13 protein-coding genes are annotated in these 14,789 nt (G+C 48.6%); 11 read left to right on the plus strand and 2 right to left on the minus strand.

Annotated elements, in window-relative coordinates; genetic code table 11:
• The first annotated feature begins 200 nt into the window (after window positions 1-200).
• From D515_RS11925 to D515_RS11940, 4 genes are read left to right on the plus strand one after another with little or no spacing between them, the layout of a single operon-like run.
• Entirely contained in the window at window positions 201-1,220 is a 1,020-nt protein-coding gene (locus tag D515_RS11925) for a TRAP transporter substrate-binding protein (protein WP_002538755.1), read from the plus strand.
• On the plus strand, window positions 1,210-1,764 hold the full coding sequence (locus tag D515_RS11930; protein ID WP_002538757.1) for a TRAP transporter small permease: 555 nt from the start codon (window positions 1,210-1,212) through the stop codon (window positions 1,762-1,764). The genes D515_RS11925 and D515_RS11930 overlap by 11 nt, the downstream gene beginning before the upstream one ends.
• A complete protein-coding gene (locus tag D515_RS11935) occupies window positions 1,757-3,058 on the plus strand; it encodes a TRAP transporter large permease (protein WP_002538758.1) in 1,302 nt (433 codons plus the stop codon). Before D515_RS11930 ends, D515_RS11935 begins: the two co-directional genes overlap by 8 nt.
• A 22-nt stretch (window positions 3,059-3,080) precedes the next feature.
• On the plus strand, window positions 3,081-3,869 hold the full coding sequence (locus D515_RS11940; protein ID WP_239643972.1) for a response regulator transcription factor: 789 nt from the start codon (window positions 3,081-3,083) through the stop codon (window positions 3,867-3,869).
• Between the two features lie 86 nt (window positions 3,870-3,955).
• On the opposite strand, the gene D515_RS11945 is transcribed toward D515_RS11940, so the two are convergent.
• Window positions 3,956-4,141 carry a DUF2783 domain-containing protein gene (locus D515_RS11945; RefSeq protein WP_002538760.1) on the minus strand — a complete coding sequence of 62 codons (186 nt, stop codon included), beginning with the start codon at window positions 4,139-4,141 and terminating at the stop codon, window positions 3,956-3,958.
• Window positions 4,138-5,808, minus strand: coding sequence for an FAD-dependent oxidoreductase (locus D515_RS11950; RefSeq protein WP_002538762.1), 1,671 nt, complete (start codon window positions 5,806-5,808; stop codon window positions 4,138-4,140). Before D515_RS11950 ends, D515_RS11945 begins: the two co-directional genes overlap by 4 nt.
• A gap of 297 nt (window positions 5,809-6,105) precedes the next feature.
• Between D515_RS11950 and D515_RS11955 the strand changes: the two genes are divergently transcribed.
• From D515_RS11955 to D515_RS11985, 7 genes are all read left to right on the plus strand, one after another.
• The gene (locus D515_RS11955; RefSeq protein WP_002538763.1) at window positions 6,106-7,068 is read left to right on the plus strand and encodes an MBL fold metallo-hydrolase; all 963 of its coding nucleotides are present in this window, start codon (window positions 6,106-6,108) and stop codon (window positions 7,066-7,068) included.
• 2 nt (window positions 7,069-7,070) lie between these two features.
• Window positions 7,071-7,529, plus strand: a complete 459-nt coding sequence (locus D515_RS11960; RefSeq protein ID WP_002538764.1) for a MarR family winged helix-turn-helix transcriptional regulator — start codon at window positions 7,071-7,073, stop codon at window positions 7,527-7,529.
• 126 nt (window positions 7,530-7,655) lie between these two features.
• Complete coding sequence (locus D515_RS11965; protein ID WP_002538765.1) at window positions 7,656-8,675, plus strand: response regulator transcription factor; 1,020 nt, start codon at window positions 7,656-7,658, stop codon at window positions 8,673-8,675.
• A gap of 135 nt (window positions 8,676-8,810) precedes the next feature.
• Entirely contained in the window at window positions 8,811-9,923 is a 1,113-nt protein-coding gene (locus D515_RS11970) for a class II histone deacetylase (protein ID WP_002538767.1), read from the plus strand.
• A 143-nt stretch (window positions 9,924-10,066) separates the two neighbouring features.
• Complete coding sequence (locus D515_RS11975; RefSeq protein WP_002538768.1) at window positions 10,067-12,067, plus strand: copper amine oxidase; 2,001 nt, start codon at window positions 10,067-10,069, stop codon at window positions 12,065-12,067.
• Between the two features lie 104 nt (window positions 12,068-12,171).
• On the plus strand, window positions 12,172-13,578 hold the full coding sequence (iaaH, locus tag D515_RS11980; protein ID WP_002538770.1) for an indoleacetamide hydrolase: 1,407 nt from the start codon (window positions 12,172-12,174) through the stop codon (window positions 13,576-13,578).
• Window positions 13,579-13,609: 31 nt separating this feature from the next.
• On the plus strand, window positions 13,610-14,776 hold the full coding sequence (locus D515_RS11985) for a substrate-binding domain-containing protein (protein ID WP_002538771.1): 1,167 nt from the start codon (window positions 13,610-13,612) through the stop codon (window positions 14,774-14,776).
• The last annotated feature ends 13 nt before the right edge of the window (window positions 14,777-14,789 follow it).

Raw genomic sequence — 14,789 nt, forward strand, 5'->3', positions numbered from 1 at the left:
TCAATCACTCTTCTGTCTTTTATTCGTCTACCACTAACATCTTTTGTCTCTAACTTTATGTTTTTAATAGCGTTGTGTGCGGGGCTGTTTCAAGAACGAGAATCAACGCATTTATCGTAATGTTAGTTTGTTGTTATGACATGTTACGTTATATGTTAAATATTGTCATTATGTGTATCGTAACGGATTGTGAGGTTGTAATGAAACGAGTGTTTTGGCGAGTAGCAGTAGGTTTGCTTTTCCTGCCTATGAGTGTGATGGCAGAGGTTGAACTTAAGATTGCCACATGGCTTTCCCCAGCAGCGGCGATGAATAAAACCGTGTTGCCAACATGGGGGAAATGGATTGAAGAAGCGACTGAAGGGCGCGTTAAGATTACTTTGGTCTATGACCTTGGAAGTCCCAACAGTCTGATTGACTTGGTGGAAGATGGCGCGGTAGATGGTGCCTGGACTTACCACGGCTATTTCCCTGGTCAGTTTAAACTGACGAGCCTCGCGGAATTACCTAACCACAATGCCGGATCAGAAGCGGTATCTGTCGCCCATTGGCGGATTCATGAGGATTACCTTGCTGAGGCAGGGGAACATGATGGCGTTGAATTAGTAGGCGTTTTTACTCATGGCCCCGGCCAGATCCATATGCGTGAACCTTTGGAGAGCCTTGAGGATATCAAAGGCAAAAAAATCCGTGTGGGTGGCGGCATTCAGTCTGCAATCGGTGAGCGCCTCGGTGTTACCGGCGTCGCAGCGCCTGCTAACAAAATCTATGAAATGCTGACGCAAGGTGTTGTAGATGGTGTGTTTAACCCGATGTCGACTAAAACGACACTGAAACTACATGAAGTTGCACCTTATACACTGAAGCTGCCTCATGGCATGTATTTGGGCAGTTTCGGTATTTTTCTGAGCCAAGATACGCTTGATAGGCTGTCTGAAAAAGACAGAGACGCCATTATGGCGGTATCCGGCGAGAAACTGTCCGCAATGGCGGCGAAAGCATGGGCTGATGCTGACGACTATGCAGAAGGTATCGCCCGCGAAAAAGGGAACCAGATTGTTGATGCATCTGACCAGGATTTGGCGTATTTCGCTGCGGTCACCGGCGACTTAGATAAGGCTTGGGTTGAGTCAGTCAAAGATCGTGACGTGGATGCCAAAGCTGCTTTGAGAGCATTCCGCGAAGAGGCTCAGGCATATGAGGTCGCTAATGGTCAGTAATAAAACAGGCATTGGCCAACACTACTGGTCATTGTTCCAACAAGGATGTTGTTACCTGTTTCCCTTGATGCGTTGGACAAGTGCTGTGGCACTGATAGGCATGATGTTATTAACCGTCCTTGATGTGTTGGGCAGATACCTTCTCGGCACTCCTATCTTGGGTGGCAGCGAATTGACCGGCTTCATGCTGTTGGTATTGGTTATGCTGATGTTGCCATTACTTGTTTTTAAAGATGATCAAATCCGGGTGGATTTACTCACGGATACCATCAGCCCGGCGTTTGCCAAGTGGGTTGAGAGGATTTATTCCCTTGGACTCAGTGTTGGCTGCATCTATCTGGCGATGAGCGTCCATAAATTGGCAGCACGTGCTGACAGAAAGCAATTGGTGACAGAGTACCTCGACATTCCGGCCTCTTGGGCGATGTATGCGATTGCTTTCTGCTTGCTGTTGAGTGCTTTCGCCTTTTTGTTCCGGGGAATCTGCTCAACGGCGACCTTAGATAGCCATGTTGAGTCCTTGGAGGGGGAGCGTCATGATTAGTGCTCTGATTGGACTCACGATTGTTTTGCTGCTGTGTGTCCTGCGAATGCCTTTGGCTTACGCCATGACACTGGTAGGCGTCGTAGGATATGCCTCTTTACTAGATTTCAATTTCACTGCTGCCTTGACGATCAGTGCCCGCCGAATTGTCGATACCTTACAAGACCCAGCGTTGAGCGTGATTCCCTTGTTTATTTTGATGGGTAACTTAATCAGCCGATCAGGGATGTCTGTTGAATTGTTTCGGGCTTCCAATGCGCTGGTGGGACACCACCGCGGTGGTATGGCCATGGCGACCATCACGGCGTGCGGCGGTTTTTCCGCGATTTGTGGATCCAGTCTGGCGACGGCAGCAACGATGGGTCAGGTGGCTATCCCTTCTATGCGTCGGTTTGGTTATGCCGACAGCTTGGCGTCTGCCTGTATTGCCGCTGGGGGCACGCTTGGCATCCTTATTCCTCCCAGCGTGGCGTTGATTATCTACGGTATTTTGACAGAGCAAAGTATCCGTGAGTTGTTTGCGGCAGGCTTCGTGCCGGGGGTGATGGGAATTTTATTGTATCTGGCGGCCGTAAAGTACGTAGTGTGGCGCTCGCCCGAAGCAGGCCCCCGTGGGCATGAAATGACGTCTCAGCAGAAGCGGGAGGCCTACAAAGGTATTGCCGGTATTGCCTCTTTGTTCACCATCATTATGGGGGGGATATATCTGGGGATTTTCACACCTACCGAAGCCGCAGGTATTGGGAGTTTTGGCGCCTTGGTGATCGTTTATCTGCGCGACTTGCTTACCAAAAAGCTGCTGAAGGAAGTCCTTTTTGAAACGGCGGTGATGAGTGCAAAGATATTCTTTGTCGTGCTGGGCGCGTTGATTTTCTCCAACTTTATCAACCGTGCGGGTCTTCCTGAGGGATTGGTGCATTTCCTGACCACTCAGGATCTTCAGCCCATGCTAGTGTTTTTGATGATCATCGTGATTTACCTGATGCTTGGCACTGTGCTCGAAAGTATGTCGATGATGCTGTTGACCGTTCCTGTGTTTTACCCTGTGGTTCAAAGTATGGGCTTTGACCTGATTTGGTTCGGTATTGTGGTTGTGGTGGTCACGGAAATCAGCTTAATTACGCCGCCGGTTGGCATGAACGTTTTTGTGCTGAGCGGTATGTTCAAGGATCTTGATAATCGCACGGTATTTCGCGGTGTGATGCCATTTTGGGTTGCAGATATGGTGAGGCTTTTCGCCATTATTTTCATCCCCGCTTTGGCGCTGGGTTTACCTAATTTTCTTTATGGATAAATTTGTGTAACAGGGGGACGTTGTGAACCTGTCTATGCGAGAAACTCATGCAGTATTCCAGATTGCAGAGTGTTTGAATGCGGGCATGGAATGCTCGGAAATGCGCCGGCAAGTGGGTAAATGCTTGCTGGATCTTCTTGATGCTGATTACTTTGCTTCCTATGTATGGGACGGGCCGCGGTGCGGCTTTTCTCATCGCGTGGCGATAAATATGTCTGACGACAATCTCTCTCACTATGAAAGCTATTTTCAGTATCACGATCCTATTACGCCCAAGCTGCAGCAACGTAAACAGGCAACAGCAGTGAGTCAAATCATGCCGCACAGTGCGTTGAAACAAACGGAGTTTTTCAACGACTTCCTGTCTATTGATGGGCTGACGTATGGTCTAAACTTCCATGCCCATGATGGTCGCCAGAACATCGGCGACATCAGGATCTGGAGAAGTCGCAGACGCAATGACTTCACCAAAAGAGATGTGGAAATTGTCAACGCAATGGGCGCAGCTTTCACCAATGCCATGAAGCAAGCAAGACCTGGTGCTTTTTCTAAGGAAGATGTCAGACCCGATGTTATCCCGGACATCAATGCATCATCGGGGATGGATGAAGACTTTCTGGTGGAAGAGTATCACCTGACCGCGCGTGAAGTGGACGTGTGTTTAGCGGTGATACAAGGGCTGTCTGATAAGGAAATAGCCCGACGATATAATGTCTCATTCACGACGGTAAGGACTCACATGAAGCATCTTTTTGAAAAGCTCAATGTGAGGGGGAGAACGCAGCTGATTCATAAAGTTCTGACCCACTGATGAGAGAGGGATATACCCAAACAACCTGACCTTTTTCCTCAGGTTATTTGGGTATAAGGTGCATCTAAAAGAGGCGGCACGGGCAATTATTGGGTTGCAGCCACGATGGCTTGTTCCAGAATTTCTTGTTCGCCGATATGGTTGGCGAGAAGCAACACCAACTTGGCGTTTACCGTCATGACCTCTTCCGGAGGAAGAGAGTTATAAATGTTGGCGAGTGCTGCATAGAATGCATCTCCATCGGTGAAATTCGGCTCGATATTCAATTTCATTGTGCTTCATCCAGTTGGTGACCAAGTGCGCGCTGCATGGCTTCTGTTATGTCGTTAATTGCCGGCTGTCGCCAGCGTGCGGTGATCACTTGATCAGGGCGAAAGAGATAAGCCGTACCTTCAGATAAGTCATATCTCTGGTGGAGCAATCCCTGTGTGTCTGTCAGTTGAGTGATTCCTCGGAGGTTTGCAGATTGCTGATCGTGGCTGATTAGCAGTACTTCCAAGTCGCTTATCTTTGCCAGTTCAGCCAGAAGCTTATCCTGTTCTGTACTACTTTCTGCAATCATGATTACGAAATGATTGCCCACCCAATCGAGCAGCCAGGAAGCCATTTCATGTTGGTTTACAGGCGCATCCAGAATAGGACTACCCGGAATCAACACATTATTGAACGTGTCCCTGTCAGGCGTATTTAACGTTGAATTGCGGTATGTGCAGGGTGTCGATAATCTGCCGCTGTTAATCAGTGGACGCGCAAAAGGGTAGTTTTTTGCCAGTTCCAGTGTCGCATTCCTCAGCACCTTGCTCATGGTACTTTTGGGGGTGATGAAGTCGGTCGCGCGGGTCGAATTCAGGATGTTTTCTTCTGCCGCAAACTGTCGCTCATCATTATAGGTACGAAGCAACAAGGGAGAGGCCGTTTGGTTCAGTACCCGGCATAGCTTCCAAGCTAAATTTTCAACAGATTGGACTGCACCGTTTGCGCCGCGTGCACCAAAAGGGCTGACTTGATGTGCTGCATCACCGACAAAAATCACCCGTTTATGGATGAAGTCATCCATCTTCCGACACTGGAAGGTATACACACTAGCCCACTCCAGGTCGAAGTGTTTGTCTGGCCCCAACATGGCTTCGATACGGGGACGAATGTTCTCTTCCCTTTTTTCCCATTCGGGGTCTGCATCCCACCCGAGCTGCAGGTCGATGCGCCAAACGTTGTCGGCCTGACGATGTAATAATGCGGACTGCTCAGGGTGGAAGGGGGGTTCAAACCAAAACCAGCGCTCAGTAGGAAAATCGGCTTTCATGACCACATCAGCGATCAGGAATCTGTCCTGAAAAACCTGTCCTTTACTTTCCAAACCCAGCTTGGTGCGAATAGGGCTGTTTGCGCCGTCCGCAACAATAAGATAATCACAGGAAATCTGATAAGTGCCGTCGGGTGTATCGACGGTTAGCAGGTTGATGTCTGTTTGCGCATCAACAACCTGAACGTTGTTTTTCCAGCGAAGATCGACCTCCGATAGCGTCTCAATCACATCGACCAGATATTCCTCAAAGTAATATTGTTGAAGGTTGATAAAGGCTGGGAGCTTATGGTGTTTTTCAGGTAGTAGGTCGAACTCATAGACCTTTTCGTCACCAAAAAAAACCTTGCCCTTTTTCCATGTGATGCCTTTTGAAACCATCCGCTCTGCGCAGCCATACCGATTCATGATTTCGAGTGTTCGTTTGGCGAAGCAAATGGCCCGCGACCCTACGCTGACAGTGTTGTTGTCATCGAGTATGACGGACTCGACGCCTTGCTTTGCAAGATCAATAGCCATGGATAAGCCCGCTGGCCCGCCACCGATAATCACGACCTTGTGATGGGTCACTGTGCCTGATTGTTGGTCTTTACTCCTCGAATAGGAATAAACCGGATTGGTATAAGTTGATAACATAAAAATCCATCTAAAAATGCTCTCATGTAAGAATAAATTTAGAGGTGATTAAACGACAGAATCAAGAAAATGTTGTTTCAATTTTGGGAGGATCTAGCTCTTTATTAATAAGCCTGTTTTGTCTTAAATTATTAACGTATTGTAAATTAAAGATTTAACCTTGTGTTTTTATCTCTCTCATTGATGAGTGAAAATTTTAGTGTCTTATATTTGATATGTTTATGGATATTTGTAAATCTCACATGAGAGTATTTGCTATCTTGGTTTTAGAAAGTCAATCACGCTAAAGGAACCAACATGGCAACGAAACCATTCGCATCATCCGCCGACTTAGGTGAAAAACAGGAAACACTAGAGGTATTAGCCGAAGGCGTTTACGCGTTAACGGCAGAGGGTGATCCCAATGTAGGCGCGATAGAAGCAGAAGACTTCGTTATCGCCTTTGAAGCAAGAGCCACCCCCAAAGCTGCTCAGGACTGGCTGACTATGCTGAGAGAGCATACGGACAAGCCTGTGAAATACTTGGTTTTGTCTCATTACCATGCAGTGAGGGTATTAGGCGCATCAGCTTTTAACGCGGAAACCATCATTGCGCATGAGAGCACGAAAATGCTTATTGAAGAACGTGGCCAGCAGGATTGGGAAAGTGAATTCGGGCGTATGCCTCGTTTGTTCAGAGAGCCTGAGGGCATTCCGGGTTTAACGCACCCGGACGTTGTATTTGACAGCCGCATTGAAATCCCGCTCGGTGGTGATCGCGGAAGCTTGATACTTGAACATTGTGGCCGAGGGCATACTGCAGGAGACATTGTTGCTTGGTTGCCTAAGCAAAAAATACTGTTTGCAGGGGACTTGGTTGAGGCCCAGGCAGCACTTTACACTGGGGATGCCTTCCACTTTGACTGGTCATCTCAAACTCTGGATAAAGTGAAGTCATATCAAGCTGATATATTAGTCGGAGGGCGTGGTGCGGTGGCACGGGGTAACGATGCTGTCAATGCTGCGATTGAGCAAACCCGCGGCTTCTTAACGGGTATGTTGGACACCGTCGGAGCAGTGCATAAGCGTGGTGGAACCCTGAAAGAAGCATTCGAGGAAACCCACACATTGCTCGCTCCTAAGTTTGGCGCATGGCCGATATTTGAGCATTGCTTACCGTTTGATGTAAAACGATTATGGGACGAATTTGAAGGTAAGGACTGGCCCGAGATCTGGACCGCAGAGAAAGATCGGGAAGTCTGGGACGCTTTACAGGATTAGGAATGACACAGAAAAAACATCGCACATTAATGCTCAACCAGTTTCTTCCTTATCGGATGGTGAATTTGGCTGATGGTATCAGTAACGCCTGCTCGAAAATCTATCGGGAAGAGTTTGATGTTTCTATTCCCGAATGGCGGATTCTTGCTCGGTTGGCTGAGCACGAAAAACTGAACGCCAAAGACATCGGTGATCTCACTTTTATGGATAAATCCCGGGTCTCCCGCGCGGTCAAACTGCTTGAAGAAAAAGGTCTTTTGCTGAAGGTAAAAGACAGCACAGACAACCGTGCGTCATTCCTTTCGCTCAGTGAGTCAGGCCGTGATCTCTATGCGAAAATCGCTCCCAAAGCGCTGGATTGGGAAGCTGAGCTTATTGATGTACTTGATACCGTTGAGTACCGCGACTTCCTTCGTGTGATGGAAAAGTTGGATGCCCGACTGGAGCAAATGAAAGGCTAGGGTCAGCAGACTCTAGTCCTGCTTATCCTGACTTGTTAACTCTCCACCTTCTGCCGCTTCCTACATAATCCGTTGGTTTGGATATAAGCTTTTAAAGCGAATCGAATGGCCATGGAGTAACGGCTGATGAAGGGTAAAAGCGTTTCAACGACTGAAGATATATTGCAGTTTGTCGCACTGCTTTATCAGGCATCCAGCCATATGCAGCCTGGTGATTTCAAGCAATGGACCATTACGCAGCTTCGTCAGCTTATTCATTTTGACAGCGCATGGTGGGGACGCGCTCTTTTTCCCGAACTCTCTGATACGCCTGAAGTACACGGCAATTCGCTGTTTCAATTACCAGAAGATTACTTTGAGCAATGGCAGAAAATTGCTGACTGCGACACCATTGCAGAAAGTCTCTACAACGATGCCACCACGCCTTTTATGTCAAAGGTTCAGCTAGAAACAATGAGCGGAGCATTGTGTGATTTTCTTTGGCAGCACGACATTCACCAAGTGCTCTCGTTCATGAAAGTCGATCCTGAACTCTTGCTGGATGCCAAAGGGAACATGGGAGAGAGTTTGCTGGTGGATTTTCTCTCTCTGTACCGAAATAGGGAAGGTGAAGCGTTTGAACCGCAAGACGGGAATTGCCTTCGCCTTGTCATGCCCCACATTGTACTTAGCCTCAATCACTGCCTTGAATTCTCGGTGTTGACCAACCAAAGTGCGCAGGCAAACAGCGTATTGGAAGCAGCGATGTTTGACAGTGGGTTTATGCTGAATACACCGTCGATTGGCTTTATTGAGCTGCTCAAACGAGACTACCCGGACTGGGATGGATGCGTTCTACCGGATGAGATTCAAGAAAGTGTGCTTGGGAACATCTCGTCATGGAAAGGAAGACATTTCACCCTGACATTTGAATCGATAGACAGTTACTGGTTTTTGCGGGCTTACCCTTCATCTTTGCTATCTGAATTGACCGAAAGGGAGGCACAGGTTGCCGAGCTGTTTGCAAAAGGGAAAACCTATATGGAAATTGCTCAGGAGATTAACCGTGCTCCCACGACGGTACGCAATCACCTGCAGTCTATCTACCTGAAACTTGGCATCCGAAACAAAGTTGAGTTGGTGGAAAAATACCGTTCCCTTATTTGATACACCATCAGGGAAATCCTCTGAAAAAGTGTAAAACAATGCATTTGCATCATTCAAGGTTCTGCTTCTAGCTCCTAGCTTGTTGGTTAATCACCTGATTCAAATGACTGATCAGGTTATCCAAGGAGGAGCAAGATGAGAAAGACTGGATTGGTGACACACGAACTCTACTTCTGGCATAACACCGGAGAGGCCGCTGCTTTTCTGCCACCTGGGCTCACTATTCAACCCGATAAGCATGCGGAAAATGCAGAAACGAAGCGACGCTTGCTTAATCTTCTGAATGTGGCAGGCCTTGCTGATTCTCTAACCACGATTCCCCCGCGACTGGCTAATAATAACGACTTGCTTAGTTTTCACACTCAAGCCTACATCGATAGCATTCGCGAAATGAGTGATGCCAATGGCGGCGATGCTGGTGAGCTTACGCCCTTTGGTCCAGGTAGTTACGAAATCGCCCTGATGAGCTTGGGAGGTTGTTTAGAGGCGATGGATCGGATGATGGAAGGGCACGTCGACAATGCGTATTGCTTGGTTCGTCCGCCTGGTCATCATGCAGAACCTGAAATGGGGCGCGGGTTTTGTATTTTTGGCAATGGCGTTATCACGGCGAATTATGCCCGGGATGTCCACGGTATGGGACGTATAGCCATCGTTGATTGGGATGTTCACCATGGAAATAGCCAGCAAGGCGCTTTCTATCAAGACTCAGGTGTGCTCACTATTTCCATTCATCAGGATAACTTTTACCCACCGATGTCTGGTGCATTGGAAGAACGCGGTAAGGGTAAGGGTGAGGGTGAAGGCTACAATATCAACGTTCCTTTACCTCCGGGCTCTGGTGATGGTGCTTATCGCAAGGCCTTTGAAGATGTTGTACTTCCCGCGCTGGAAGCTTATCAACCTGAACTGATCATTGTGTCTTCCGGTTTTGATGGCAGTGCGATTGACCCGCTTGGCCGCAATATGGCGACGAGCGAAACCTATAGATACATGACTGAGTCTTTGGTGGCTGCAGCCGAGAAGCTCTGTCACGGTCACTTGCTATGTATTCATGAAGGCGGCTACTCCACAGCCTATGTGCCGTACTGTGGTTTGGCAGTCATGGAGGCGTTAAGCGGCTTGAAAACGGAGCTTGAAGACCCCTTCTTACCGATTGTTGGCGGAATGGGTGGGCAGGAATGCCAACCCCATCAGGCAGCATTAATCGCTTGGGTCGCTGAGTCTGCGCCACTACTAAAACGGTAGGCCCCAACAGCGGATTGCCTGCAATCCGCTGTTCTCCTGTCGTTGACCTCCAACGGGTCTGACGCCCAGTACCAAGAAGTGAAATCCTTCAACCTTTAAGGTGAAAACACCCTGAAAGTGAAAAGGATGAAAGGAGATAAGAGATGATGATAAAAAGGATTGTATTTCTACCTCTTGCTTTGGTGGCATTGCTATCGATGCCATTGAGTGCCCACCCGCTGGATGGCCTGACGGCCGAAGAATATAAATCGATACAAAGCATTCTGCGTGGTTCTGAGCTAGCCGACGAGAATACGCTGTTTCCTCTCATTGATTTAAAAGAGCCGCCAAAAGAGAAAGTTCTGGCGTGGAAAAAAGGCCAACCCTTGGATAGACGTGCCACAGTGGTGATGACTGGACCTGAGGGTTTTTATGAAGCGGTGGTCAACATCACTCAGAAGAAAGTAGAGTCTAATCAACTTATCAAGGGCAGCGGTCAACCCATGATCCTGTTTGAAGAGTTTATTGGTGCATTGACCGGCGCGACTTCTCATCCAGACATGGAAAAAGGGTTAGCCAAACGTGGTTTGAAACCAGATGATGTCTTTTGTCTTCCTCTAACCGCAGGTAATTTCTTCACAGAAGCCTTTGAAAACTCGCGCCTGATGAAGGTGCCATGTTATGTCCTCCCTACCGGGTCAAATTATTACGCGAAGCCTATTGAGGGCTTATTTGCCACCTATGACATTGGCAAAAAAGAAGTCGTTGAAATCATTGATACTGGCGCAGTGCCGCTTCCCACTGACGATTGGGGTTACACGGAAGAAGAAGTGGCGAAAAGAGTTCCACTGAGACCCAAAACGAATCCGGCGGTTGTGACTCAGACGGGTGAACCGAATTACACCATTGAGGGGAGTCACCTTGAATGGGACATCTGGCGTTTGAATTTCCGTACCGAGAAACGCGCGGGTCTCGTGGTGTCGAATATCGACGTGAACGACCAAGGCACGTGGCGTCCGATTATCTATCAAGCGCATTTGTCCGAAGTGTTTGTACCCTATATGGACCCGACAGAAGGCTGGTACTGGCGTACCTATATGGACAGTGGTGAGTACGGGTTTGGGCTGTTTATGACACCGCTTGAGGCCGGCATTGATTGCCCGGTTTATGCGACGTTCTTACCCGCAATGATTGCGGATGACCAAGGTAATCCACTCGAAATTCCTAACGCTATTTGTATTTTTGAGCGCAATATTGGCGATCCTGCATGGCGTCATTACGAAGTCTTTGAGCAAGGTCCAGATAAGTTTGTCCCTGCCGAAGGGCGTCCTGAAACGGAATTGGTGATTCGCACTGCATCTGAAGTGGGTAACTACGACTACCTGATTGATTACCGTTTGAAGCAAGGTGGCCAACTGTATGTCAAAGTCGGCGCATCCGGTCTTGATGCCGTGAAAGGGGTGGCTTCGGTGAGCACTGACAGCGAAACCTACAAGGAAGATACCCGCTACGGTACCCTGATTGCCCCAAATTTAGTCGCGGCGAATCATGATCATTACTTCAACTTCCGGATTGACTTCGATATCGATCAACCAGTGAACCATGCGGCAACGATGGACATTGTTCCTGCCTCTGTTGATCCCGCTGTACCGCGACGCTCAATGTGGGAAGTGAAACACACCATGCTCGACTCTGAGCTGGATGCGAGATACAAAACCTCAACCGCTAAGCCAAGATACTTGCATATCAGTAATGCAAAACGCGACGGGTATCTGGGGCATAAACCAGGCTACATGCTACACCATGGTTCGGTGGCTTATGGGCCATTCGATTTTGAAAATGATCCACCAATGAGGCGAAATGCCTACATCCAATATGCCGTTTGGAACACGGTTTATGATCCGGACCAGCGCTACGCCGGAGGCAAATATGCTGTGCAAAGTGATGGCTCGGACACGTTGGCAGAGTGGGTGAAAGAAGACCGCTCCCTGATGAATGCAGATATCGTTACTTGGTTTACGGCTGGCTTTCATCACATCCCAAGAATGGAGGATTGGCCTGTTATGTCCACTGAGTGGAAAACGGTACACATCATGCCACACAACTTCTTTGCCCATAATCCAGCGCTGACAATCCGCAATGCAGAAACCCCTTCTGAGAAGTAATTGAGTTCACGTCTTTGCCGCCATCCTCATTGTTGAGGATGGCGGTTTTTTCGTGCTCGTCTCATGCTGAGAGGGAAAGGAAGCATAATTCTCAGGAGCAAGAGATGACGGATAAGAGAGATGTACCGTTTACGTTAGAAACGCTGCAGGCAGCATTTAAATCGGGTGAGTTAACCTGCGAATCCTACATCGACGCGGTTATCGAGCGCGCGGAAAGTCTGAAACACCTTAACGCTTTTATTACGGTTGACTGGGAGATGCTTCGAAAGGCAGCGAGGGACGTTGACCAGAGTGGAAAAGCAGGTGAAGGGCTCAATGGCATCCCACTTTGCTTCAAGGATAACATTCAGACTGGTGTTCTTGCTGCGTCTGCTGCGACTAAAGCATTAGCGGGAAATATCAGCAGTGCTTCCGTCGTGGCTGAGCGGCTGTTGAACAGTGGTGCCTTAGTGGGTGGCATGGGAAACATGCACGAGCTGGCCTTTGGTATTACGACTAACAATGGATATAGCGGCGCGTCGAAAAACCCGTGGAATACCGAGCGGATCCCTGGCGGCTCAAGCGGTGGTGTCGCTGTGGCGATTGCAGCTGGCATTATGCCAGCAGGCATTGGAACGGACACAGGAGGCTCCGTAAGGTTACCTTCTGCACTCTGTGGGATCGTTGGCTTTAGACCTTCTATGATGCGCTATCCATCAGAAGGGCTGGTACCTGTCAGCCATACCCGGGATACGGCAGGTCCAATGGCGAATACTGTCAAGGATTGCCGAATCTTGGATGCCATCATGGCGGGCAAAAACGATTCCGCCATTGATGAAGTAGCGAGTCTTTCTTCTATCAAGCTGGGTGTTCCCCGAGCCTATTTCTTTGACAATCTAGACCCTGAAGTCGGCAGATTATCTGAAGACGCCCTAAAGAAACTTTCTGATGCGGGCGTGACCTTGGTAGAGGCGGATATTCCCAATGTTGGTGAACTTGATGAAGCCTGCAGTTTCCCGATTGCGCTTTATGAATTTATGCAGGACTTACCTGCCTATCTTATCGCTCATGCATCACATATCAGTATTAAAGACGTCGCTGAACATGCTTTAAGCCCTGACGTGAGTGGATTGATGGCTTCGCTGATGTCTGATGGCGCGATGCCAGAATCCGTGTATCGAGAAGCTGTTAATGTGGTTCGTCCTAAACTCCAACAAACCTACGCAGACTATTTCTCGAAGCAAGGCGTGGATGCTGTCATCTTCCCAACCACTTTGCTGCCTGCCGCGCCTATTGGTGATGATGAAACCGTTGAGCTTAATGGCGAACGCTTACCTACCTTTCCAACTTTTATTCATAACACCGATCCAGGCAGCAATGCAGGCATTCCAGGAATAAGCCTGCCCATTGGCCTAACCCATAACGGCTTGCCTGTTGGTATCGAAATTGATGGACCTTTCAACAGCGATGAGCGGTTGCTATCGATCGCGGAAGCGCTGGAGTCAGTCTTCAACTTTACGCAACGCCCCTGATCCACTCTTCATAGATGTAAGGAACACAACAATGAAAAGACGCGAATTTTTAACTTCGTCGATGAGTGCTGCGCTGCTGGCAGCGATTGCACCGACTTTTGTCTCAACCCGGGCTCTCGCTGCGGAGACAGTTAAACTCGGTGTGATGATTCCCCAGTCAGGCCCCGCGGGTCTGTTTGGCCCCTCCTGTAAAAACTGCACAGAAATGGCGGTTGAAGAAATCAACAAGTCGGGTGGCATTTTAGGCAAGCAGGTTGAAGTGTTTTATGCCGATGCTGGCGGTTCTCCTTCCGATGCGCTGAAAAATGCGGTGCGCCTGTACAAAGGCGAAAAAGTGGATGCGTTTATTGGCATGCATGACAGTGCTGTGCGAGGTGCACTCACCAACTTGTTCAAAGGCGAGGTGCCTTACATCTATACGCCAATCTATGAAGGTGGTGAATGCGCAGAGGGAACTTATGTACTCGGTGAGACCCCTGCGCAGCAATTGGCACCGGTCATTCCCTGGTTAGCAAAAAACAACAAGGTCAGTAAATGGTATTTGATTGGTAATGATTACAACTGGCCACGTGACTCGAATGCTGCGGCGAAAGAATACATTAAAGCAGCAGGTGGTGAGGTAGTCGGTGAGGAATATCTGCCATTTTCAGCCGATAACTTCGACTCCAGCTTGGCAAAGATCAAAGCCAGTGGCGCTGATGCAGTACTGATCACTTTGGTTGGTGGTGCATCAGTGAGCTTTAACCGCGCATTTGCAAACTTCGGTTTGGACAAGCAAGCCCTGCGATTGGGCACCTTAATAGAAGAAAATACCCTAGCAGGTATTGGGGCAGAAAATGCTGCAAGACTTTACTCTTCATCAGGTTATTTTCAGAACATTAACTCGCCCAAAGCCGCCGCATTTGCTGAGCGCTACTACGAAAAGTTTGGCAGTGATGCACCTGCACTCAATGCATTAGGTGAGTCCTGCTATGACGGTGTCTATCTCTTCAAAGCCTTGGCAAACGAAGCAAAAGGCGTAGCGGCTGAAAAAATTGCCAGCGCTTCTGAGGGCGCGTCATTTTCTTCTCCTCGCGGGAACATGACGTTGACGAAGGGGCATGTTGATAAGGATATCTATCTTGCGGAAGCCGTAGATGGCAGATTCCGCGTTGTTGAAACCTTTGAAAACGTGCCTAGCGGCAGTACCTGCAGTTAATGGAGAGAGTGAC

The organism is Grimontia indica (assembly GCF_000333895.2).
Lineage (GTDB): Bacteria > Pseudomonadota > Gammaproteobacteria > Enterobacterales > Vibrionaceae > Enterovibrio > Enterovibrio indicus.

Excerpts from the sequence above, each read along its gene's own strand:
- D515_RS11955 (WP_002538763.1), top strand. The coding sequence starts at position 6,106 with ATGGCAACGAAACCATTCGCATCATCCGCCGACTTAGGTGAAAAACAG.
- D515_RS11985 (WP_002538771.1), top strand. The coding sequence starts at position 13,610 with ATGAAAAGACGCGAATTTTTAACTTCGTCGATGAGTGCTGCGCTGCTG.
- D515_RS11925 (WP_002538755.1), top strand. The coding sequence starts at position 201 with ATGAAACGAGTGTTTTGGCGAGTAGCAGTAGGTTTGCTTTTCCTGCCT.
- D515_RS11960 (WP_002538764.1), top strand. The coding sequence starts at position 7,071 with ATGACACAGAAAAAACATCGCACATTAATGCTCAACCAGTTTCTTCCT.
- D515_RS11965 (WP_002538765.1), top strand. The coding sequence starts at position 7,656 with ATGAAGGGTAAAAGCGTTTCAACGACTGAAGATATATTGCAGTTTGTC.
- D515_RS11975 (WP_002538768.1), top strand. The coding sequence starts at position 10,067 with ATGATGATAAAAAGGATTGTATTTCTACCTCTTGCTTTGGTGGCATTG.
- D515_RS11970 (WP_002538767.1), top strand. The coding sequence starts at position 8,811 with ATGAGAAAGACTGGATTGGTGACACACGAACTCTACTTCTGGCATAAC.
- iaaH (WP_002538770.1), top strand. The coding sequence starts at position 12,172 with ATGACGGATAAGAGAGATGTACCGTTTACGTTAGAAACGCTGCAGGCA.
- D515_RS11935 (WP_002538758.1), top strand. The coding sequence starts at position 1,757 with ATGATTAGTGCTCTGATTGGACTCACGATTGTTTTGCTGCTGTGTGTC.
- D515_RS11930 (WP_002538757.1), top strand. The coding sequence starts at position 1,210 with ATGGTCAGTAATAAAACAGGCATTGGCCAACACTACTGGTCATTGTTC.
- D515_RS11945 (WP_002538760.1), bottom strand. The coding sequence starts at position 4,141 with ATGAAATTGAATATCGAGCCGAATTTCACCGATGGAGATGCATTCTAT.
- D515_RS11950 (WP_002538762.1), bottom strand. The coding sequence starts at position 5,808 with ATGTTATCAACTTATACCAATCCGGTTTATTCCTATTCGAGGAGTAAA.